This window comes from Nocardiopsis suaedae (genome assembly GCF_027706745.1).
In the GTDB taxonomy this organism is placed as follows: Bacteria; Actinomycetota; Actinomycetes; order Streptosporangiales; family Streptosporangiaceae; genus Nocardiopsis_A; species Nocardiopsis_A suaedae.
Map to the genome: position 1 here is coordinate 1 of NZ_JAQFWP010000015.1, position 20,839 is coordinate 20,839.

The 20,839-nt window shown below is 72.9% G+C and carries 15 protein-coding genes; 8 read left to right on the forward strand and 7 right to left on the reverse strand.

The features are described 5' to 3' along the window. Nucleotides 1–1,304 precede the first annotated feature (1,304 nt). From pgl to tkt, 6 genes are all read right to left on the reverse strand, one after another. Nucleotides 1,305–2,090: a 6-phosphogluconolactonase gene (gene pgl, locus O4U47_RS10280; RefSeq protein ID WP_270677505.1), complete on the reverse strand. Its 786-nt coding sequence runs from the start codon at nucleotides 2,088–2,090 to the stop codon at nucleotides 1,305–1,307. Beyond that, entirely contained in the window at nucleotides 2,087–3,061 is a 975-nt protein-coding gene (locus O4U47_RS10285; protein WP_270677506.1) for a glucose-6-phosphate dehydrogenase assembly protein OpcA, read from the reverse strand. Before O4U47_RS10285 ends, pgl begins: the two co-directional genes overlap by 4 nt. A gap of 37 nt (nucleotides 3,062–3,098) precedes the next feature. Next, complete coding sequence (zwf, locus tag O4U47_RS10290; protein WP_270677648.1) at nucleotides 3,099–4,628, reverse strand: glucose-6-phosphate dehydrogenase; 1,530 nt, start codon at nucleotides 4,626–4,628, stop codon at nucleotides 3,099–3,101. Nucleotides 4,629–4,681: 53 nt separating this feature from the next. Next, on the reverse strand, nucleotides 4,682–6,322 hold the full coding sequence (locus tag O4U47_RS10295; protein WP_270677507.1) for a glucose-6-phosphate isomerase: 1,641 nt from the start codon (nucleotides 6,320–6,322) through the stop codon (nucleotides 4,682–4,684). Nucleotides 6,323–6,413: 91 nt separating this feature from the next. Beyond that, nucleotides 6,414–7,520 (reverse strand): transaldolase, encoded by a 1,107-nt coding sequence (gene tal, locus O4U47_RS10300; protein WP_270677508.1) that lies wholly within the window; start codon nucleotides 7,518–7,520, stop codon nucleotides 6,414–6,416. A 77-nt stretch (nucleotides 7,521–7,597) separates the two neighbouring features. Continuing rightward, the gene (gene tkt / locus O4U47_RS10305) at nucleotides 7,598–9,691 is read right to left on the reverse strand and encodes a transketolase (RefSeq protein WP_270677509.1); all 2,094 of its coding nucleotides are present in this window, start codon (nucleotides 9,689–9,691) and stop codon (nucleotides 7,598–7,600) included. Nucleotides 9,692–10,124: 433 nt separating this feature from the next. Here tkt and O4U47_RS10310 point away from each other — a divergent pair, with 433 nt between their 5' ends. Both O4U47_RS10310 and O4U47_RS10315 read left to right on the forward strand, forming a co-directional pair. Continuing rightward, nucleotides 10,125–11,084, forward strand: coding sequence for a heme o synthase (locus tag O4U47_RS10310; RefSeq protein WP_270677649.1), 960 nt, complete (start codon nucleotides 10,125–10,127; stop codon nucleotides 11,082–11,084). A gap of 127 nt (nucleotides 11,085–11,211) precedes the next feature. Further along, a complete protein-coding gene (locus O4U47_RS10315) occupies nucleotides 11,212–12,564 on the forward strand; it encodes a PrsW family intramembrane metalloprotease (protein WP_270677510.1) in 1,353 nt (450 codons plus the stop codon). A 101-nt stretch (nucleotides 12,565–12,665) separates the two neighbouring features. Here the strand turns inward: O4U47_RS10315 and O4U47_RS10320 are convergent, their stop codons facing one another. Beyond that, complete coding sequence (locus O4U47_RS10320; RefSeq protein ID WP_270677511.1) at nucleotides 12,666–13,478, reverse strand: sporulation protein; 813 nt, start codon at nucleotides 13,476–13,478, stop codon at nucleotides 12,666–12,668. A gap of 402 nt (nucleotides 13,479–13,880) precedes the next feature. On the opposite strand from O4U47_RS10320, the gene O4U47_RS10325 reads away from it, so the two are divergent. The 6 genes from O4U47_RS10325 (at nucleotide 13,881) to O4U47_RS10350 (ending at nucleotide 20,658) form a co-directional block, all read left to right on the forward strand. Further along, complete coding sequence (locus O4U47_RS10325) at nucleotides 13,881–14,948, forward strand: COX15/CtaA family protein (RefSeq protein WP_270677513.1); 1,068 nt, start codon at nucleotides 13,881–13,883, stop codon at nucleotides 14,946–14,948. A gap of 133 nt (nucleotides 14,949–15,081) precedes the next feature. Further along, entirely contained in the window at nucleotides 15,082–15,243 is a 162-nt protein-coding gene (locus O4U47_RS10330) for a hypothetical protein (RefSeq protein ID WP_270677515.1), read from the forward strand. Nucleotides 15,244–15,335: 92 nt separating this feature from the next. After that, entirely contained in the window at nucleotides 15,336–16,769 is a 1,434-nt protein-coding gene (locus tag O4U47_RS10335) for a glycosyltransferase family 2 protein (RefSeq protein WP_270677517.1), read from the forward strand. A 264-nt stretch (nucleotides 16,770–17,033) separates the two neighbouring features. Next, nucleotides 17,034–17,798 (forward strand): SDR family oxidoreductase, encoded by a 765-nt coding sequence (locus tag O4U47_RS10340; protein WP_270677518.1) that lies wholly within the window; start codon nucleotides 17,034–17,036, stop codon nucleotides 17,796–17,798. 428 nt (nucleotides 17,799–18,226) lie between these two features. Next, on the forward strand, nucleotides 18,227–19,798 hold the full coding sequence (locus O4U47_RS10345) for a TROVE domain-containing protein (RefSeq protein ID WP_270677520.1): 1,572 nt from the start codon (nucleotides 18,227–18,229) through the stop codon (nucleotides 19,796–19,798). A gap of 308 nt (nucleotides 19,799–20,106) precedes the next feature. Beyond that, the gene (locus tag O4U47_RS10350) at nucleotides 20,107–20,658 is read left to right on the forward strand and encodes a DUF1062 domain-containing protein (RefSeq protein WP_270677522.1); all 552 of its coding nucleotides are present in this window, start codon (nucleotides 20,107–20,109) and stop codon (nucleotides 20,656–20,658) included. The last annotated feature ends 181 nt before the right edge of the window (nucleotides 20,659–20,839 follow it).

Here is a 20,839-nt window from a genome sequence, read left to right on the forward strand (position 1 = left end):
CGGCGGCGCGGGCGGCGGGGGTGCGCGGTCATCGCGATTCCAGAACACGTTCTGCGCCCGGGAGGGCGCCAAACGGCACACCGGGACCGTTTACTGCTCCTGTTGTCACGGCGTGTAGCCGATATCGGCCCGGAGAGGATCCCCGGCGCTCGGCAGAGGGGCCCGGAGTGTCGCGCGCCCGCTTCGGCGCCCCACTGGAACCGCCCAAGCGGGAACGGATCGGGCATTCCGTTCCCAGAACGTGTTCTGGAATCGCCGACTTCGCACGGCCGGGGCGCTCTTGGGTGTCGCTGAGCGCGTTTCCCGCCTCTGCCTGCCCTTAACGCGGAGTGTTCGCCCAGGTCATGCCCCTATCGGGTTCGAGGTGGGCCCGGCAGCGGCAGGGCCGGGTGTCGGAGAGCGCGAACCCCGGCCGGTTCGTCTCACCATGCGGGAGGTTCTCTGGTGAGGGCTGCACGGTGGTTGAGACCGGCCCGGGGGCCCGGCCGCCGGGCGCATCTTGTCGCCCCTCGCCCCTGGAGGGTCGGGGCACAGGCCTCGCGGCCGCCACGAACGCGAATAAGCCTCACGTTCCTGGTCGCGTCGCCCCCGGACCGCGAGGGACACGCCGCCCGGCAAGCAGGGCCGGGGAACCGCCCGGCTTCGGCCGTTGCTGCCCATCCCGGTGACCACGCACGCGCCGTGCGGCCGACGATGCTGCAGGTAGGGGCGCCGACCTGCCTCGTCGCCGCCCTCCACCTCGCACCCCGGCGGCCCGCCGTCCGGCCAGGGCCCGGAGCAGGGTACCCGCTGGTCCCGTCGTTGCCGCCCTCCACCCGGCACCCCGGAAACCCGTCGCCCGGCCGGGGTCCGTCAGCGGGGAACCAGCCGAGCCGCCCGCCCACCCGGACCGCGAGGGACACGCCGCCCAGCAAGCAGGCCCGGGGAACCGCCCGGCTTCGGCCGTTGCTGCCCATCCCGGTGACCACGCACGCGCCGTGCGGCCGACAGCGTTGCAGGTAGGAGTGCCGACCTTCGTCGTCGCCGCCTCCGGATCGTGTCCTGCAGAGTGGTGCAACCAATTTCGAATCTGCATCGCCATGAGCACCAAACGGCTGGTCAGCACGGGCGCTCATGTTCGAACAGCATCGGAGAGCTACACCATTCCAGCGGACATGACCCGCCTCCGACCTCACACCGCGGTGGCCTGCCGCCCGGTCGGGGCCTTGAGCGGGGCACCCGCCCTCCACGGACTTGCGACGGTGGCCGGTGGCCTGCGTCTTCGCAGGCCACCGGCCACCGTTAACGGGTCTGCGGTCTGGCCTCTACAACAGCCCCTGGCCGCTGATGCCCTCCGGGAGTTTCGCTGCGGCCGCCCTGTCCAGCAGGAACAGGGTCCGGGAACGGCCCCGCGCCCCGGCCGCCGGGACCTGGACCTCCCCGGCCTCGGGGGACAGGGCCAGGCGCACCGCCTCGGCCTTGCCTTCGCCGGAGGCCAGCACCCATACCTCCTTCGCCGCCCGGATGGCGGGGAAGGTCAGCGACACCCGCGTCGGCGGCGGCTTGGGCGCGCCGTGCACGGCCACCACCGTGCGCTCCTCCTCGTACAGCGCGGGCTGCTCGGGGAACAGCGACGCCACATGGGTGTCCGGGCCGATGCCCAGCAGGCACACGTCGAACGCCGGGACGTCGGCGTGGTCCTCCGGCCGGGACGCCGCGCGCAGCGCCTCGGCGTAGCGCTCGGCCCCCGGCTCGGGCACCGCCCCGTCCGGGCCGTCCGAGGCGGGCATCGCGTGCACCCGCGCCGGGTCCACGCCCACCTGGTCCAGCAGGGCCTCACGGGCCTGGGTCTCGTTGCGCTCGGGGTCGCCGGTCGGCAGGAACCGCTCGTCGCCCCACCACACGTCCACCGCCGACCAGTCCACGGCGTCCCGCGCCGGGGCCTGGGCCAGCTCGGACAGCACGGCGATGCCGATGCCGCCGCCGGTCAGCACGACCGACGCCGACCCGGTCGCGGCCTGGGCGTCCACCAGTCGGGTGACCACCCGCGCCGCGGCGGCCTTGGCCAGCAGCCCGGTATCCGGGTGGACCACCACCGACGGCGCGCTCACTGCGCCGCCCCCGCCGACTCGTCCGCCTGGGCCCGCACCGCGCGCTGCCCCGGGGACTCCCCCCGCTCGGTCATGTCCTTCAGGAATGTCGCGGTCCTCTCGTACATCAGGTCCGGGTCCAGCCGCCGCAGCTCCTCGGCCAGGGCCTCGGAGGCGCGCCGCCGGGCCAGCGCCACGGTCTGGTCGGGCTGCCCCGGCCGGGACAGGGTGGCCACCCGCCCGTCCTGGCGGCGCAGGGCGATGTCCCCGCCGTCGGTCACCAGCCGGGTGCCGGTGATGCCCGGCCCGTTGGACACGGTCCGCACCACCTCCACGTCCAGCTGGTGGGCGAGCCAGGCCGCCAGCAGGTCGGCGCTGGGGTAGTGGTCCTCGGCGGTCACCTCGGCCGCGGTCACCCACCCCGACGGGTGGTCCATGGTGCTGGCCAGCATCGACCGCCACGGGGTGAGCCGCGTCCAGGTCAGGTCGGTGTCGCCGGGCCGGTAGTTGCCGATCCGCCCCAGCAGGTCGGCCATCGGGTCCGGCGCCCGCAGCGCGTCGGTGATCCGCCGGTGCGCCAGCCGCCCCACCGGGTCGGCGGCGGGCTCGGCCGGGCCCGCCCCCGGCCACCAGGCCACCACCGGCGCGTCCGGCACCAGCAGCGGGGTGATGACCGAGTCGGCGTGCTCGCCCAGCGGCCCGTACAGCCGCAGCAGCAGCGCCTCGCCCGGCCCCGAGGTGCCGGGGCGGCGGATCTCGGCGTCGATGGCCGACTCGGCGTCCGGGTCGCGCCGGATCAGCGCGATGATGCGCGAGGGGTGCTCGCGCCCGGCCTCGGTGGCCGCCCGCACCGCGTCGTAGTGGTCGGCCTCGTCGGTCACGATCACCAGGGTCAGCACCATGTTCATGGCCCCGCCGCCGACGCTGTGCCGCTCCTGGGCCAGGGCCTCGGTGATCTGCGAGGTGTCGGTGCGCGGAAGGTACATCGTCATCGGTGGTCCTCCGTCCTCGGGGGCGCCCCCGGCGCCGTCACGGGCGCCGCCACTGGCGCCCCTCCCGGGCGAGCATGGCGTCGGCCGACTCCGGCCCCCACGTCCCCGACTCGTACGGCTCGGGCCGCCCCTCCTTGGCCCAGTGCTCCTCCACCGGGTCCAGGATCTCCCACGACAGCTCGACCTCCTGCTGGCGCGGGAACAGCGGCGGGTCGCCGATGAGCACGTCCAGGATGAGCCGCTCGTAGGCCTCCGGGCTGGCCTCGGTGAACGACTGGCCGTAGGTGAAGTCCATGGTCACGTCGCGCACCTCCATGGCCGCCCCGGGCACCTTGGACCCGAAGCGCATGGTGACGCCCTCGTCCGGCTGGATGCGCAGCACCAGCGCGTTCTGCCCCATGTCCTCGGTGTCCATCTGGCTGAACACCTGGTTGGGCGTGCGGCGGAAGACGAGCGCCACCTCGGTGACCCGCCGCCCCAACCGCTTTCCGGTGCGCAGGTAGAACGGCACCCCCGCCCACCGCCGGGTGTTGACCTCCAGGCGCAGCGCCGCGTAGGTCTCGGTGATGGAGTCGTCGGGGATGCCCTTCTCCTCCAGGTACCCGCAGACCTCGTCGCCGCCCTGCCACCCGGGCGCGTACTGGCCGCGGGCGGTGCCCGCCGCCAGGTCCGCGGGCAGCCGCACCGCCGAGAGCACCTTCTCCTTCTCGGTGCGGATGGCGTCGGCCGAGAACGACACCGGCTCCTCCATGGCCACCAGCGCCAGCAGCTGCAGCAGGTGGTTCTGGATGACGTCGCGGGCGGCGCCGATGCCGTCGTAGTACCCGGCCCGGCCGCCCACCCCGATGTCCTCGGCCATGGTGATCTGCACGTGGTCCACCAGGTCGCGGTTCCACATCGGCTCGAAGAGCGTGTTGGCGAACCGCAGCGCCATGATGTTCTGGACGGTCTCCTTGCCCAGGTAGTGGTCGATGCGGAAGACCGACTGCGGCGGGAAGACGTCGTCCACGACCGCGTTGAGCTCCTTGGCGCTCTCCAGGTCGTGGCCGAACGGCTTCTCGATGATGACCCGCCGCCAGGCGTCCTGGCGCTGCTCGGCCAGCCCGGACCGCTTGAGCTGCTTGACCACGGTCGGGAACAGCTTGGGCGGCAGCGACAGGTAGAAGGCGTAGTTGCCGCCGGTCCCGCGGTCGGCGTCCAGGTCGCGCACCGTGTCGGCGAGCCTGTCGAACGCCTCGTCGTCGTGCAGCTCGCCCTGGACGAACCGGACGCCCTCGCTGAGCTGGCGCCACACGTCCTCGCGGAAGGGCGTGCGGGCGTGCTCGCGCACCGCCTCGTAGGCCTCCTTCGCGAAGTCCTGGTGCTCCCACTCCCGGCGGGCGAAGCCCACCAGTCCGAAGCCGGGCGGCAGCAGCCCCCGGTTGGCCAGGTCGTAGATGGCCGGCAGCAGCTTCTTGCGGGCCAGGTCGCCCGTGACCCCGAAGAGCACGAGCACGCTGGGCCCGGCGATCCTGGGCAGGCGCCGGTCCAGCTCGCTGCGCAGCGGGTTCGGGGTCGCCCCCGGCATCACCGGCTCTTTCACGTTGAACTCCCCTGTGGTCGGGCCGTGTGGTCGGGCCGTCAGGCGCGCACCCGGGCCAGCGCCCGGCGGATCTGTGCCAGCCCGGCCGCCCGGTCGAGCAGGTGCAGGCGCACGGCGGGGCGCCCGCGCGTGTCCAGGGCCCCGAAGTCGCCCAGCGCCTGGGCGAGCTGGAGCCGTCCGAAGGAGTAGGGGCGCCCCGGCACCGGCAGGTCGTCCGGGTTCTCCCCGGTGATCTGCAGGAACGCGCCCTCGGCGGGGCCGCCCTTGTGGTACTGCCCGGTGGAGTGCAGGAACCGCGGCCCCCACCCGAAGGTGGTCGGGCGCCCGGAGGCGTCGGCCAGCTCGGCGCGCAGCCCCGCCGCCGGAGCGTCGGCGACCCGGTCCAGGTAGGCCATGACCGCCAGGTATCCGCGCTCGGGCACCGCCCCCAGCAGCGCGCGCAGCACGCCCTCCAGGCCGCGTCCGCCGTCCATGCGCAGCGCCTGCGAGGCGCGCACCTCCACCACACCGTCGGTGAACAGCGGGGCGCCCTGCGGCAGCGGGCCCTCGGCCGCGCCGTCCAGCAGCGCCTTGGTGTTGTCCTTGGACTCCTGCACGTTGGGCTGGTCGAACGGGTCGATGCCCAGCAGGCGCCCGGCGACGGCGGTGGCGTACTCCCACGCCAGGAACTGCGCCCCCAGCGGGCCGGTGACCTGCATCAGCGCCCCGTCGGCGGGGGCGGGGCCGGCCTCGGAGAACGACGTGGGCAGCGCGTCGGGCGCGTCGGCGAACCCCGGGGCGTTGGTGCCCTCGGCGACCACCGGCAGCAGCCCGGTGCCCTCCTTGCCGGTGGACTCGGCCACCAGCTGCTCGATCCAGTCGCCCAGCCCCACCGGGGTGGACCCGGCCAGCACCAGCTTGTCCCGCCCGGCCGCGCCCATGGCGGCCCCCATCAGCAGCGCCGGGTTGCCGGTGTCGGTCTTCAGCGAGGGGACCAGCGCCTCGGCCTCGTCCAGCAGCGCCTCCACGTCGACCCCGGCCAGCGCCGTGGGCACCAGGCCGAACGCCGACAGGGCGCTGTAGCGGCCGCCCACGTTCGGGTCGGCCAGGTAGGTGCGGTAGCCGCGCTCGGCGGCCAGGCCCGCCAGCGGCGACCCGGGGTCGGTGACGACGACGATCCGCTCGGCCGGGTCGATCCCGGCGCCGGTGAAGGCGTGCTCCAGGGCGCGGCGGTGGCTGTCGGTCTCCACGGTGCCGCCGCTCTTGGAGGAGACCACGGCGAGGGTGCGGTGCAGCCGGTCGTCCAGGGCGGCTTGCACCTGCGCCGGGTCGGTGGTGTCCAGGGTGGTCAGCTCGGCCCCGCGGGTGGCGGCGATGACCTCGGGGGCCAGCGACGAGCCGCCCATGCCGGCCAGCACGACCCGGTCCACGCCGGCCGCGCGCAGCGAGCGCGCGTGCTCGGCCAGCTCCGGCAGCAGCTCCCGGGAGGTGCGCGGCAGGTCCAGCCAGCCCAGCCGGACCGACGCCTCGTCCTGGGCGTCGGCCCCCCACAGGGTGCTGTCCTTGGCGGCCAGCGCCGCCGGCACGCCGTCCGCCGCCAGCCGCCCGACCGCCTCGGCGGCGGCCTCGGCGGCGGCGCCGGTGACGCGCACGGACAACCCGGCGCTCGCGGCCTCCTCGACTCGGGGTTGCGTGCTCAACTCGACGACCTCATTCCCGTGTGTTCCCGGTGTCCCTTGTGCGAGAGGAGAGAAGAAGGGCCGGGGCGCTCCCGCGCCCCGGCCCCGTGACTCACGCGGATCCGCCGAGGGCGGACCGCACCCGGTCCAGCAACTGCTCCCACGACTTCTCGAACTTGGCGACGCCGTCGTCCTCCAGCAGGCGCAGCACGTCCGCGAAGTCGACCCCGGCCGCCTCGATGGCGTCCATGTCGGCGCGCGCGGAGGCGTACTCCCCGCGCACCGTGTCGCCGGTGATCCGCCCGTGGTCGGCGACGGCCTCCAGGGTGGCCTCCGGCATGGTGTTGACCGTGTCGGGGGCGACCAGCTCGTCGACGTAGCGGGTGTCCGGGTAGGCCGGGTCCTTCACGCCGGTGGAGGCCCACAGCGGGCGCTGGCGGCGCGCACCGGCGGACTCCAGCACGCGCCAGGCGTCGTTGGCGAAGAACTCCTCGTAGGCCTGGTAGGCCAGGCGCGCGTTGGCGATGGCGGCCTTGCCCTTGAGGGCCTTCGCCTCGGGCGTGCCGACGGCGTCCAGGCGCTTGTCGACCTCGCTGTCCACGCGGCTGACGAAGAACGACGCCACCGAGTGGATCTTGGTCAGGTCCAGGCCGTTCTCCCGGGCCCGGGCCAGGCCGTCCTGGAAGGCCTGCATGACGGCGCGGTAGCGCTCCAGCGAGAAGATCAGCGTGACGTTGACGCTGATGCCCTCGGAGATCGCCCGGGTGATGGCGGGCAGGCCCTCCACCGTGGCCGGGATCTTGATCATCAGGTTGGGCCGGTCGACCATCCACCACAGGGCGCGGGCCTCGGCCACGGTGCGCTCGGTGTCGTGCGCGAGCCGCGGGTCGACCTCCAGCGACACCCGGCCGCCGACGCCGTTGCTGCGCTCGTAGAGCGGGCGGAGCACGTCGGCGGCCCACCGGATGTCGTAGCCGGTCAGGAAGCGCACGGCCTCGTCGACCGAGACGCCCCGGGCGGCCAGGTCGCGCAGCTGGGCGTCGTAGGCGTCGCCCTCGCCGAGCGCCTTCTCGAAGATCGTCGGGTTGGAGGTGACCCCGACGACGCTGCGGGTCTCGATCAGGTCCTGCAGGTTGCCGGTGCGCAGGCGGTCGCGGCTGATGTCGTCCAGCCAGACCGCGACGCCCTGCCCGGAGAGCTCAGTGAGCGGGTTGGTCATCGCTTCTCGTACTCCTCGAAGACTTCTGGGTGCCCGACGCGCACAACACGCGCCGGGCCGGTGGCGTTCCCTCCGGGCTAGGAGGCGTTGGCGACACTCTTCTCGGCGGCGGCGACCACGGCGTCGGCGGTCAGGCCGAAGTGCTCGTACAGCTCGCCGTACGGGGCCGAGGCGCCGAAGTGCTCCAGGCTGACGGCCTCGCCCGCGTCGCCGGTGAACTCGCGCCACCCCATGGCGATCCCGGCCTCGACCGAGACCCGGGCGCGCACCGCGGCCGGCAGGACGCTCTCCTTGTAGGCGGCGTCCTGCTCGCGGAACCACTCCACGCAGGGCATGGACACCACGCGGGTCGGCGTCCCGGCGGCCTCCAGCCGCTCACGGGCCTGCAGGGCGATGGCGACCTCGCTGCCGGTGGCGATCAGGATGGCCCGCGGCGCATCGCCGGAGGCCTCCGCCAGCACGTAGCCGCCCTTGGCCGTGCCCTCGGCCGAGCCGAACTCCGAGCGGTCCAGGGTGGGGACGTTCTGCCGGGTCAGGGCGAGCGCCGAGGGGCGGTCGCCGTTCTCCAGCACGGTGCGCCAGGCCACCGCGGTCTCGTTGGCGTCGCCGGGGCGGATCACGTCCAGCCCGGGGATGGCGCGCAGCGACCACAGGTGCTCGACCGGCTGGTGCGTGGGGCCGTCCTCGCCCAGGCCGATGGAGTCGTGCGTCCACACGTAGGTGACCGGCAGCTTCATCAGCGCGGCCAGGCGCACCGCCGGGCGCATGTAGTCGCTGAAGACGAGGAACGTGCCGCCGTAGGGGCGGGTGGGCCCATGCAGCGCGATGCCGTTGAGGACCGACCCCATGCCGTGCTCGCGCACGCCGAAGTGCAGCACCCGGCCGTACTCGTTGCCGGGGAACATCTCGCTGGCGGCCTTCTCCGGCAGGAAGGACGGCTGGCCCTTGGGGGTCGTGTTGTTCGACCCGGCCAGGTCGGCCGACCCGCCCCACAGCTCGGGCAGCTCAGGGGCGACGGCGCTGAGCACCTCGCCGCTGGCCTTGCGGGTGGCGACGCCCTTGGCGTCGGCGTCGAACACCGGCAGGGCCTTCTCCCAGCCCTCGGGGAGCTTGCCCGCCTCCAGGCGCTCGAACAGCTCGGCGCGCTCGCCCGCCCCGGCCTGCCAGGCCTCGAAGCCCTTCTGCCAGGCGGCGCGGGCCTCGCGGCCGCGCTCCAGGGCGCCGCGGGTGTGGTCGAGGACGTCCTGCGGCACGTCGAAGCGCGCGTCGGGGTCCAGGCCCAGGACCTGCTTGGTGGCGGCGACCTCCTCGGCACCCATGGCGGCGCCGTGGATCGCCCCGGTGTTCTGCTTGTTGGGCGAAGGCCAGCCGATGATGGTGCGCAGGCGGATGAACGACGGCTTGCCGGTCTCCGCGCGCGCGGCCTGGACGGCCGTGTGCAGCGCCTCCACGTCCTCCTGGTAGGAGCCGCCCGCGATCCAGTCGACGGTCTGGACGTGCCAGCCGTAGGCCTCGTAGCGCGCGGCGACGTCCTCGGAGAAGGCGATACGGGTGTCGTCCTCGATGGAGATCCGGTTGTCGTCCCAGATCAGCACCAGGTTGCCGAGCTCCTGCACGCCCGCGAGCGCGCTGGCCTCGTGGCTGACGCCCTCCTCGACGTCGCCGTCGGAGCAGATGGCGTACACGTAGTGGTCGAAGGGGCTCTCACCCGCTGGGGCCTCCGGGTCGAACAGGCCGCGCTCGCGGCGGGCGGCCATCGCCATGCCGACCGCGTTGCCGACGCCCTGGCCCAGCGGCCCGGTGGTGGTCTCGACGCCGGCGGTGTGGCCGTACTCCGGGTGGCCGGGGGTGAGGCTGCCCCACTGGCGCAGCCGCTTGAGGTCGTCCAGCTCCAGGCCGAACCCGGCCAGGTAGAGCTGGATGTACTGGGTCAGGCTGGAGTGGCCGGCGGAGAGCACGAAGCGGTCCCGCCCGACCCAGTCGGGTCGGGCCGGGTCGTGGCGCATGACCTTCTGGTAGAGAAGGTAGGCCGCGGGGGCCAGACTCATCGCGGTGCCGGGGTGCCCGGAGCCGGCCTCTTCGACGGCGTCCATGGCCAGCGCACGGACCACATCGACGGAGCGGCGGTCGAGGTCCGACCACTCAAGGGAATTCGAGCTGCCGATGTTCACGCGGGCTCAGGGCTCCTTTCGCGCGTTCGCGCATTCGACCGGCGCCCGGCCACTGGGGGAGCCCGGGTGCGGCGAATGTGAGGTTGTGCATGCCGGATGCGGCCCCACCGCCGCCTCCGCGCCCCGCGTGGCCCCGGGGCCGGTCACGGCAGGTTTGACCGCCTACGAGCCTATCGCCCCGGGCAGGGCCCGGGCGCGCCGCCACACGCACCGCGTCACGTGGCCCTCGTCGCCCTCCGATGCGGGAATGCGCGGTGACGCGCCGCAGGGGGCGCCCCGGTCAAGCACCCGCCCGCGGGAGTACTACAGTAAGTCGTCGACGGGGTTTTACCGGCTCTTGGCAGGTGCGGGAGAACGGTTCCGGCCCCGGCGTGGCGAGCAGAAGCATCCCGATCTTTCTCCGAGGTTCAGCGTGTCGTTGTCCGTAGAGCGGATGTCCCCCGCGCCGTCGTCCCCCACCGGCGACGAGAGCGGCGACGGGCCGGGGCGCCGCGCCTCCGTGGGCGCCTACGTGCGGGCCTACGTCGCGTTGTCCAAGCCCCGGGTCATCGAGCTGCTGCTGATCACCACCATCCCGGTGATGTTCGTGGCCGCCCAGGGGGTGCCCCCGCTGTGGACGGCCGCGGCCACCCTGGTGTTCGGCACCATGTCGGCGGCCAGCGCCAACGCGCTCAACTGCTACATCGACCGGGACATCGACAAGGAGATGCGCCGCACCCGGCGCCGCCCGGTGGCCATGCACCAGGTCACCCCGCGCGGGACGCTCGTCTACGGCCTCGTGCTGGCGGTGGGCTCCACGGCCGGGTTCGCGCTGGCGGTGAACTGGCTGTCGGCCGCGCTGTCGGTGTTCGCGATCCTGTTCTACATCTTCGTGTACACGCTGCTGCTCAAGCGGCGCACCGCGCAGAACGTGGTGTGGGGCGGCATCGCCGGGTGCATGCCGGTGCTCATCGGCTGGGCCGCCATCACCGAGCGCCTGGACTGGGCTCCGTTCGTGCTCTTCCTCGTGGTGTTCTTCTGGACCCCGCCGCACACCTGGGCGCTGGCCATGCGCTACCGGGAGGACTACGCGGCCGCGCAGGTGCCGATGCTGCCGGTGGTGGCCACCGACCGGCGGGTGCTGCTGGAGTGCGTGCTCTACAGCTGGGCCACCGTGGTCACCTCGGTGCTGCTGTGGCCGGTGGCCGGCACCACCCTGTTCTACCTGGCGGTCGCGGTGGTCCTGGGCGGCCTGCTGCTGGTGCAGGCGCACCGCCTGCTGGCGCGGTCCCGGGCCGGGGTGTCCGGGGCCCAGCTCAAGACGATGGGCTTCTTCCACCTGTCCAACGCCTACCTGGCGCTGCTGTTCACCGCGGTGACCATCGACCCGCTGCTGGCGGGCTGGCTGGCCTGACGCCCCGCCCGCCCCCTTCCTCCCCGCTCCTTCCCGCCTTTCCCGAGATGGGGACGGGGGCGCCCGGGGCCGCCGGACGCGCGGCGGCTTCGGCCCCGCGGCCCGTCTACCGCTACCATCGGGCACCATGTCGGGTCTGGACACCAAAGCCATCCTCGAAGGCCGCCGCCCGGGCAGGCGCTCGATCGGCCTGTTCGTGGGCATCTTCGTCAGCGTGCTGTGCACCCTGGCCATGCTCGGGTACCTGCTGCTGGCCGGGCTGGCCGGCGGCGGCGTGGCCGGTGTGGCCGGGTTCCTGATCGCCCTGGTCGCCGCCGTCATCCCGGTGGCCTTCCTGGTGCCGCTGATCCTCATGCTGGACCGGCTCGAACCCGAGCCGCGGTCCATGATGCTCTTCGCGTTCGTGTGGGGCGCCGGGGTCGCGGTGGGGGCCTCCTTCATCCTCAACACCGCCGGGATGGAGATGTGGGCGGTGCCGCTGTTCGGCGCCGACATGGGCGAGATCATCACGACGACCGCGGTCGCCCCGATCGTGGAGGAGAGCGCCAAGGGGCTGGTCCTGCTCGTGCTGCTGTGGCGGCGCCGGTACGAGATCGACTCCTTCACCGACGGCGTCACCTACGCGGCCATGGTGGCCACCGGCTTCGCGTTCACCGAGAACGTGCTGTACTTCCTGACGTCCTACTTCGAGCAGGGCTTCTTCGGGCTGGCGTTCACCTTCGTGCTGCGCGGCCTCATCGGCCCGTTCGGGCACCCGTTGTACACCGCGATGATCGGCATCGGCGTGGCGTACGCCGCCATGCACCGGGGCGCGGGGCGGTTCTTCGCCCCGGTCGCCGGGTGGGTCGGCGCGGTCCTGCTGCACGCGCTGTGGAACGGCTCCACCGTGTTCGGCTGGGCCGTGGTGGGGGCCGCCTACGGGATCCTCTTCTTCGTCCTGGTGGCGATCATCGCCATCGCGGTGCAGGACCGGCGGCGCCAGGTCGGGGCGATCTCCTACTACCTGCCGCAGTACGTGCCCACCGGGCTGGTGACCCCCGCCGACATCCGCATGCTCAGCACCATCAAGGGGCGCCGGGCCGCGCGCGGGTGGGCCCAGCGCAACGCCGGCGGGCGCGGCAAGGTGGCGATGAAGGACTACCAGCTCGCCGCCACCGAGCTGGCGCTGCTGCACCAGCGGCTCGACCGGGGCGTGGCGCGCCCGGAGTGGGAGCAGCGGCGCGACGGCTTCCTGGCGCTGATGCACGTGGCCAGGGAGGCGTTCCTGGGCCGGGTGGCCCGCCCGGCGGCCCCGGCGTGGGCGCCGTCCCCGACCGACTCCGGTTTCCTGAAGCGGTCGGACTTCCAGCACGTGATCACCCAGGCCCAGGCCAAGCGCGGCTTCAGCGAACGCCCCGGCCAGATGCCCCAGGCCCCGCCCCCGGGCCCGGCCCAGGGCCCCTTCCCGCCCCCGGGGCCCCCAGGCCCGCCGGGGCGCTGAGGCGGACGCGGGTGAGGGGGCGCCGGACGGCGCCGCGGCCCCGTCCCTGAGGCGGGACGGGGGCCGCCGCCGGGCGGCGGGGGTCAGCGGTGCGCCCGTACTCAGATCAGGCTGCGCTCACCGGCGATGGTGTGGATCCACGTGTGGAGCCGGCCCGCGATCTCCTCAGGGTCGGCGGTGCCGTGCTCGGCGGTCAGGCGCAGGAGGGTGTCGCCGCCCTCGCTGAACAGGATGCCGGGCTTCTTGTCCAGCTCCAGGACCACGTCGACCCCCTCCTCGTCGGTGAGGAAGGTCAGCTCCAGGGACTCCAGGCCCGCGTACCGTCCGCCGCCCGCGTACTCGAACTCCTGGTAGAAGGGCAGCTTCTGGCGGGTCCCGGCGATCTCGCCCTTCTCCAGGTCGACGCCCTTCAGCTCGAAGCCCAGCGCGTGCAGCGCCCGCAGGACCGCGGCCTGCACCGGAAGGGGCTCGATGAGCAGCGGGTCCACGTCCTTGCGGTCAAGGGCGTTGTCCACGTGCAGGCGCGTGTTGAGGCCCACGCCCTCCAGGATGTGGTTCCCCTCCACGGCGGTGACGGGCGCCTCCACGGGGACGGTCAGCGCGAAGGGCAGCTCGAACTCCTGCTCGGGCTCCAGCTCCATCTGATCGGAGCAGACGACCTGCTCGGCGACGACCACGTCGATGGTGTACTCGCCCGAGTGCTCCTCACCCTCGGAGTCCTCGTACTGGTACTCCTTCTCCACCGTGGCGCGCAGACCGACACTGATGCCCTCGATCGTCTGGGCGACACTGCCGCCGGTGACCTTGATGGTCCCGGTGACGGTGCCGCCCGGGTGGACGCTCTCCCCGTCCAGGGTGGTCTCCACGGTGGCCCCGCCGATGCCGACGCTGGCGAGCATGCGCTTGAAGATCACTGAGTCTCTTTCCACAGGCCCACTGCCCTGGACGCCGGAGAGTGAGGGCAGGGAACCGGGATGCGAACGAGTGGGGTACCGGCGCCGTGCGCTAGGACGCGTCGGCGCAGGCGCCGGTTTTCCCCTCACTGCGGGCTTTTCGTGTCGGCTTCGCCTGCGCCGGGCCGCCACGAGCCGGGCCTCGTCGGGGGGCGTGCTCGACTCGTCCTCGCACACCGTGTTCGCGGTGGTGATGGGCGCTCGCACGGCGGCGACGGCGGCGCACGGTCCTTACGCTCCGGGACGCGGGAGGCGGATCATCCGTGATGTCCGGTTACGGCCATCGGCCCGCACGGCCCTCCGGGGGAGGGGGAACCGCGCCCTGGTTCGAGGTGCGGGCGGGCCAGTACTACGCTTTGTCGTATGCATGTTGAGCCTGGTCCGGCGGCGCTGGCGGCCGATGACATCGAGATCCTCTCCCTGCCCCTGTGGGCCTGGCAGGTGGCCTTCGCCGTCGCCGGGGTGGTCGCGCTCGTGCTGCTCGCGCGCACCATCTGGCACCCCACGACGCGCACCCTGCGGTGGTGGGCGCTGGGCAACGTGATCGTCAACGCCGGGATCGCGGTCACCGGCGCGACCGTGCGCGTCACCTCCTCCGGGCTGGGGTGCTCGGAGTGGCCGCGCTGCACCGAGGACAGCTTCGTCCCGGTCGACACCGGGCACACCGCCTGGCAGGCCGCCATCGAGTTCGGCAACCGCACGCTCACCTTCCTGGTGCTGGCGGTCGGCGTCATCGTGCTGGTGGCCGTGCTGCGCATGCGGCCCCGCCGCCGCGACCTGACCGCGCTCGCCGTCGCCATCCCCCTCGGGGTGATGGGCCAGGCGGTGGTCGGCGGCATCACCGTGTGGAGCCGGCTGCACCCGGCCTCGGTCGCCGCGCACTTCCTGCTGTCCATGGTGGTGGTCGTGCTCACCATGGCCTTCTACGTGCGCTGCCGCGAGCCGCAGGGCGTCCTGCGGCCCACCGTCGGCCCCGCCGCCCGGCTTCTGGCCACCGCGCTGGTCCCGCTGGGGTTCGTGCTGCTGACCGCCGGGACCGTCGTCACCGGGACCGGACCGCACGGCGGCGACATCGACGCTCCGCGCTGGGGCTTCGACATGGTGGTCGTGGCCCGCACGCATTCGCTCCTGGCGTGGGCGACCAGCGTCGGAGCCGTCGCCATGGCGGTGCTGACCCGCCGCGGGCCCGCCGCCGCCCGGCGGCAGAGCCTCCTGCTGATCGCCGCGATCGTGGCCCAGGGCACGATCGGGTACGTCCAGTACTTCACCGGCCTGCCCGAGTGGCTGGTCGTACTGCACGTCCTGGGCTCGGCGGTGGTGTGGATCGCGATCCTGCGCCTGTACTTCGCCACCGCCGAACGCGTGGCCCCCGACGGGGGAGCGGGGAACGCGGAGGACACCCGGCTCGGCGCGACGGCGGCGAAGGCCTGACGAGCCGGGTCACGTCTTCTGCCAACGACGGCCAAGAATCGCTGATGACGGGCCGTGACGCTTGGTGCTCGGCGGCGTCGTGTGGGAGATACCTACTCGACCGAGAACGGCGACGAGCGGAGGAGAGGTCCGCATGCCCTACGGAAGTGCGTCCGGCCCGGGAGCGACACTCGCGGCGACCGGGGTGGCGACCGGCTACACGTGGCTGGTGGCCACCGGCCTGATCCTCGTGGTGGCCGGAGCGCTCATGATCAGACTCTCCTTCCGGCGGAAGACGGGGCCGCTGGAACGGTGACGGCCGCCGGGCCGGCGGCGGGGGACGCCCCCCGCCGCCCTGAGGAAGCCGAACTCCCGCGTGCCGACTCCAGCAGTCCCGGGGTGGCCGTCGTGTGCGGATCGATCGCCCTGCTCCTCTTCGGAGTGTGGGCCGTGCTGCACCTGTTCTACGCGGTCGCGGCCCACCGGTCGGGCTCGGAGGGCCTGGCGATGGTCTGGGCGGTCTGCTTCCTGCTCCTGTGGTGGGTGCCGTTGGCCTGGTTCGACCGGCCGACACGGGCGCCCGCCGACAAGCGGGCCGAACTCGACGGCTTGGCCGTGACCGTGCAGATCCCCGTCTACAACGAGGACCCGGGCATCCTGCGCCAGTGCCTGCGCTCGGTCCTCGAGCAGACCCGGCCGGTCCAGCGGGTCCGGGTCGTGGACGACGGCTCCGTCGACCCCGGGACCGGGGAGCCCATGACCTATGCGCGGATCCGGGACGACTTCCTCGCCCGCGCCACCGCGCTGGGCGTGGAGGCCACCTGGGACCGGACCGTCAACAGGGGCAAGCGCTTCGCGCAGATGCACGTCCTCGGCACCGACCCCGCCGACATCTTCATCACGCTCGACAGCGACTCCATCATGGACCGCAACGCCGTCCGTGAGGGCCTGCAGCCGTTCGCGGATCCGAAGGTGCAGTCGGTGGCGGGCCACGTGATCGTCCTGAACAGCCGGGCCACGCTGCTGACCCGTCTGACCTGCCTGCTCTACCTGCCGTTCACCCGAGGGCTGCGGAGCGCCCAATCGGTGCTGGGGCGGGTGACGATCAACTCGGGGACGCTCGCGTTCTACCGTGCGGAGACGGTGCGCTCCGTCGCCGGGGTCTACGAGCACGAGCAGTTCTGGGGCCGTCCGATGCAGATGAACGACGACTCCATGCTGACCTTCTACGCGCTTCTGCGCGGCAACACCGTGCACCAGCCCTCGGCGCTCGTGTTCACCCTGGTTCCGGAGCGCCTCCGTCACTACCTGGGCCAGCAGCTGCGTTGGATGCGGGGGACGACGGTGCGGCACCTGTGGTGGCTGCGCTACATGCCGGTGACCGGGGTGGTGTTCTGGGGGACCGTCGCCGAGTACCTGCACCTCCTGCTGGGGGTCGCGATCCCCGCGGTGGTCTTCGCCGATCCGGTGCTGCGGGCCCACTGGCAGGAGATCGGCTTCGCCGCGCTCCTGATCGGGTCGGTGCTCAACTACGTGATGGCGCTGCGCATCTTCGCGGTCCGGCGCAGCGACGAGTCGCCCGCCTACCGCGTTCTGCTCTTCCTCCTGTCCCCTGTGGCGGGTGCGTGGCGGATCATCATGCTCCGCCCGCTGTACCTGTACGCCATGCTGACGTGCCGCAGGATCGCCCAATGGGGGACGAGGGAGTCCATCGACGTCGCGTTGGGGGAGGACGGAACCGGAGCGAAGGGGCGGGGGACGTCCGGAGGCATTCGGCCGTGGGCGCCCATGAGGCGTGACCGGCGTTCCGCTGAAGCGGAAAAGGACGTCACGCCTGCCTGACCTCCGTCTCATGGAGGGAGAGACGGGCATCGGACGAGGCATGGACGCGGGGCCCTGGGAATTCCCAGGGCCCCGCGCATGTGCGCCGTCGGGCGCGCCCCCCGGTGGAACAGCGGTCGAAGGCCCCGACCGGCCGGGGCGTTCCCAGGAGGTTGTCGGTCATGCGGCCATGCTGGGCCGCGCTCCGTCCCCGTTCCTGGGTGTGCTGCTCCCAGGCGCACCGCCGCCTTCCCCGCCCCCGCGCGGTCGGTGAGAGTGGCCGTCATGACCACCGACGCCATGAACAACAACGCCGAGACCGACGACAGGCGACAGGTCGTCCTGGTGACAGGTGCCTCCAGCGGCATCGGAGAGGCCACGGCGCGGCACCTGGCGGCCGAGGGCCACCACGTCGTCCTCGCCGCCAGGCGCACGGACCGGCTCGACGCCATCACCGAGGAGCTGCGCCGCGCCGGGCACAGCGCGGAGGGCCGCGCCTTGGACGTCACGGACAGGGAGCGCTTCGGGGAACTCGTCGACGACGTTGCCGCCCGGCACGGCGGCCTAGACGTCCTGGTCGGGAATGCGGGCGTCATGCTGCTCTCCCGGCTCGACGCGCTGCTCGTGGACGAATGGGACCGGATGCTCGACGTCAACGTCCGCGGTCTGTACAACGGGATCGCCGCCGTCCTGCCGCACTTCCGGGAGCAGGGGGCGGGGCACGTCGTCACGATCGCCTCGATCGGGGCGCACGAGGTCGTCCCGACCTCGGCGATCTACTCGGCGACCAAGTACGCGGCGTGGGCGCTCACCGAGGGCCTGCGCCAGGAGTCCGACCCCGCCATCCGCGCCACGACCGTCTCTCCGGGCGTGACCGAGTCCGAACTCGCCGACCACATCACCGACCCTTACGCGGCGGACGCCATGGTCGCTTACCGCGCGGCCGCCGTCCCCGCCGACGCCATCGCTCGGGCCGTCGGCTTCGCCGTTGCGCAGCCGGCCGACGTGGACGTCAACGAGATCATCGTCCGCCCCGCCGCGCAGCGCTGACCTGGACACGATTCCGAGGTCCGCACGGCTAAGGGTGCCCGGATCCGCTGGTACGCGGAACGGCATCGACGCCGCCGAATGGTTCCCGGAGGAAAACCGCTTTCTCCGCGAACCGGGGCGCTGTTAGCTTCTGAGGGCACCTCCCGGTGCGTAGGCGACGGGTACTTCTGGCGAAACCGCGCGGGCTGTCGGGGCCCGTAAACCCGCATCATCACGGCGGGTGAAGCCGTCGCCGCCTTTGATCTCGGGAGGACACAACTTCAGAAGGGGCGCCCGGTGCGCAGACGGCGGTTACTTCGGGTTCGATTCCTGGCATCGGCATGTCCGGTGCGGCTCTCATAGGTGAGCATTTCTGTGCCCGCCGTCGCCATTGACCTCGGGCGTCTTTTCTGAATGCGGTTCCTCCCGGTGCGGAAGGAGCCTTTCCTATGGCCAAGTTCAACCGGACCGGCGCCCGCCCCGTCGGGCGCGGCCCCATCGCCTCCGAGCAGGCGCCCTCGGGCCGCACCTACGAGGGCGCTCCCGGCTACGCCCGGGACGCCAAGGGCGAGCTGTTCCTCCTGGCCGTGTCCAACATGGTCGGCGAGCAGACTTTCTACGAGGCCGCCGACGAGCGCGACGCGCGCTTCCGCTCCCTCGTCCACGGCCTCGCGGTCGACGACCCCGACTGGTTCACCGGCTTCGTCCGCTGGCTGCGCACCGAGGCGAACATGCGCAGCGCCGCCCTCGTGGCCGCCCTCGAAGGCGCCCGCGCGCGCGTCGACGCGGGGGAGCACGGCCACTCCCGGCAGATCGTCGACGCCGCGATGGCGCGCGCCGACGAGCCCGGCGAGGCCCTGGCCTACTGGACCGGCCGCTACGGCCGCGCCGTGCCCAAGCCCGTCAAGCGCGGGATCGCCGACGCCGCCACCCGCCTGTACAACGAGCGCTCCCTGCTGAAGTACGACACCGCCTCCAAGGGGTTCCGCTTCGCCGACGTGCTGGAGCTGGCGCACCCGTCCCCGGCGGCCGGCAAGCCCCGGCAGGGCGACCTGTTCAAGCACGCCATCGACCGGCGCCACCGTGCCGACGCCCCGATCCCCGAGAATCTGGGCGTCCTGACCCGCAACGCCGACCTGCGCGGCCGGGCCGACGCGGACCCCGGGGCGCTGCTCGACCCCGAGGCGCTGCGCGGCGCCGGGATGACGTGGGAGAACGCGCTGTCGCTGGCGGGGGACCGGGTCGACAAGGCCCGCCTGTGGGAGGCGCTCATCCCCTCCATGGGGTACATGGCACTCCTTCGCAACCTGCGCAACTTCGACGAGGCCGGTGTCTCGGACGACGTCGCCCAGCGCGTCGCCGCCAAGCTCGCCGACCCCGACGAGGTGGCCCGGTCGCGGCAGCTGCCCCTGCGCTTCCTCTCCGCCTACCGGGCCGCCCCGTCCCTGCGGTGGGCGAACGCCCTGGAGAAGGCGCTCGGGCACTGCCTGGAGAACGTGCCGCGCCTGGACGGGCGCACGCTCGTCCTGGTCGACCAGTCCTATTCGATGGTCAGCCCCCTGTCGGCCCGATCCGACCTGTCCCGGGCGCAGGCCGCGCAGATCTTCGGCGCGGCCCTCGCGCTGAGGTGCGCCGACGCCGACCTCGTCCAGTTCAGCGTCACCAGCGCTGCCGTGCCCGTCGGGCGAGGGGACGCCCTGCTCAGAGTGGTCGAACGGTTCTGGGGCGCGGGCGGAGGGACCCAGACCGCCCAGGCGGTGCGCGACCACTTCAGTGGGCACGACAGGGTCGTCATCGTCACCGACGAGCAGGCGTGGGCCGGGCGCGGCGGCGCCGAGCCCACCAAGGCGGTCCCGCCGGAGGTTCCCGTGTACACCTGGAACCTCGCGGGCTACCGGTACGGCCACGGCCCGAGCGGCGAGGCCGGGCGGCACGCGTTCGGCGGGCTGTCGGACGCGGCCTTCCGCATGATCCCGCTGATCGAGGCAGGCCGGACCGCCGACTGGCCGTGGGTGCGGTAGCCGCTCACCGGTGAGGGAGGGCCCGGAACAACGCCGGGTCCTCCCACGGGGCGCAAAAAACCACTTGCGCCCCCTACTCCGGTGCCCGTAGCTTCCTTGCGGCCCTGTCGCACCGAGGACGAAGGACATAGCGCTTGACGCCCCCCGCTCTTTAGGCCTGACACCTTTACCGCTCACCTGTAAGCCGACGCGCTGCCGTCGGCTCTGCCGGGCTGCCTTCGCGCGCCCGGTCACGCAGCGTTCGAGGCCGCGCGCAATCGGCCTCGTGTCAGGTCTTAGAGAGCTCTATGTCTTCAAACCTCAATATCGTGCTGCCCTGGGTCGTCCGCCGGACCGGGCTGCCCCTGCTGTCGATGCGGTGCCCGGACTGCCGCTCGGAGTCGGCCACCACCGGCGACGGCAGGTTCCGCGTCAACGCCAACGGCAAGCTGCTGGACGTGTGGCTGCTGGTGCGCTGCACCTCCTGCGACCGGACGCACAAGCTCACCGTGCACGACCGTGCGCCGGTCAGGACCCTCGACCCGGCCGACCTCGACGGCTACCACACCAGTGACCCGGAGCTGGTGGCGTCCACACTGCTGGATCCGCAACTCGCCCGGCGCAACCGCTTCACCCTCGATTGGACGGGGGCCTGGCGGCTGGATGTGCTGTCGCCCTGGCTCGACGAGCCGTGGCCGGTCGACGTGGAGGTGGCGTTCGAGGCCCCGGTGCCGGTGCGCCCGGAACGGCTCATCGCCCAAGGGCTCGGCCTCAGCAGGAGCGAAGTCCTGCGCCGGGTCAAGAGCGAGGCTCCGTTGCGCCGTCCGACGAGCACCGGGTTCGCCTTCACCGTGATGCCGACCGTGATGTCGAAGGAGTAGGCGCTCCCAGGCACAGTGCGGGGTCTGCGGCCCACCGCTCCGTCCGAAGACGGCGGCGGGCCGCAGACCCCGGCCGCCCCTAGGGCGTGTTTCTCGGAGGCTTTTCGATCAGCGAGCGGCCGTCCCGGGCGGCGCTCGCAAGACGGGGCGCGAAGTTCATCCTGGTTGGCTGCTCGAGCGT

Coding starts and splice junctions, on each gene's coding strand:
- O4U47_RS10285 (WP_270677506.1), bottom strand. CDS start 3,061: ATGACGATGTACCTTCCGCGCACCGACACCTCGCAGATCACCGAGGCC.
- zwf (WP_270677648.1), bottom strand. CDS start 4,628: ATGCCGGGGGCGACCCCGAACCCGCTGCGCAGCGAGCTGGACCGGCGC.
- tal (WP_270677508.1), bottom strand. CDS start 7,520: ATGACCAACCCGCTCACTGAGCTCTCCGGGCAGGGCGTCGCGGTCTGG.
- O4U47_RS10310 (WP_270677649.1), top strand. CDS start 10,125: ATGTCCCCCGCGCCGTCGTCCCCCACCGGCGACGAGAGCGGCGACGGG.
- O4U47_RS10315 (WP_270677510.1), top strand. CDS start 11,212: ATGTCGGGTCTGGACACCAAAGCCATCCTCGAAGGCCGCCGCCCGGGC.
- O4U47_RS10325 (WP_270677513.1), top strand. CDS start 13,881: ATGCATGTTGAGCCTGGTCCGGCGGCGCTGGCGGCCGATGACATCGAG.
- O4U47_RS10330 (WP_270677515.1), top strand. CDS start 15,082: ATGCCCTACGGAAGTGCGTCCGGCCCGGGAGCGACACTCGCGGCGACC.
- O4U47_RS10340 (WP_270677518.1), top strand. CDS start 17,034: ATGACCACCGACGCCATGAACAACAACGCCGAGACCGACGACAGGCGA.
- O4U47_RS10345 (WP_270677520.1), top strand. CDS start 18,227: ATGGCCAAGTTCAACCGGACCGGCGCCCGCCCCGTCGGGCGCGGCCCC.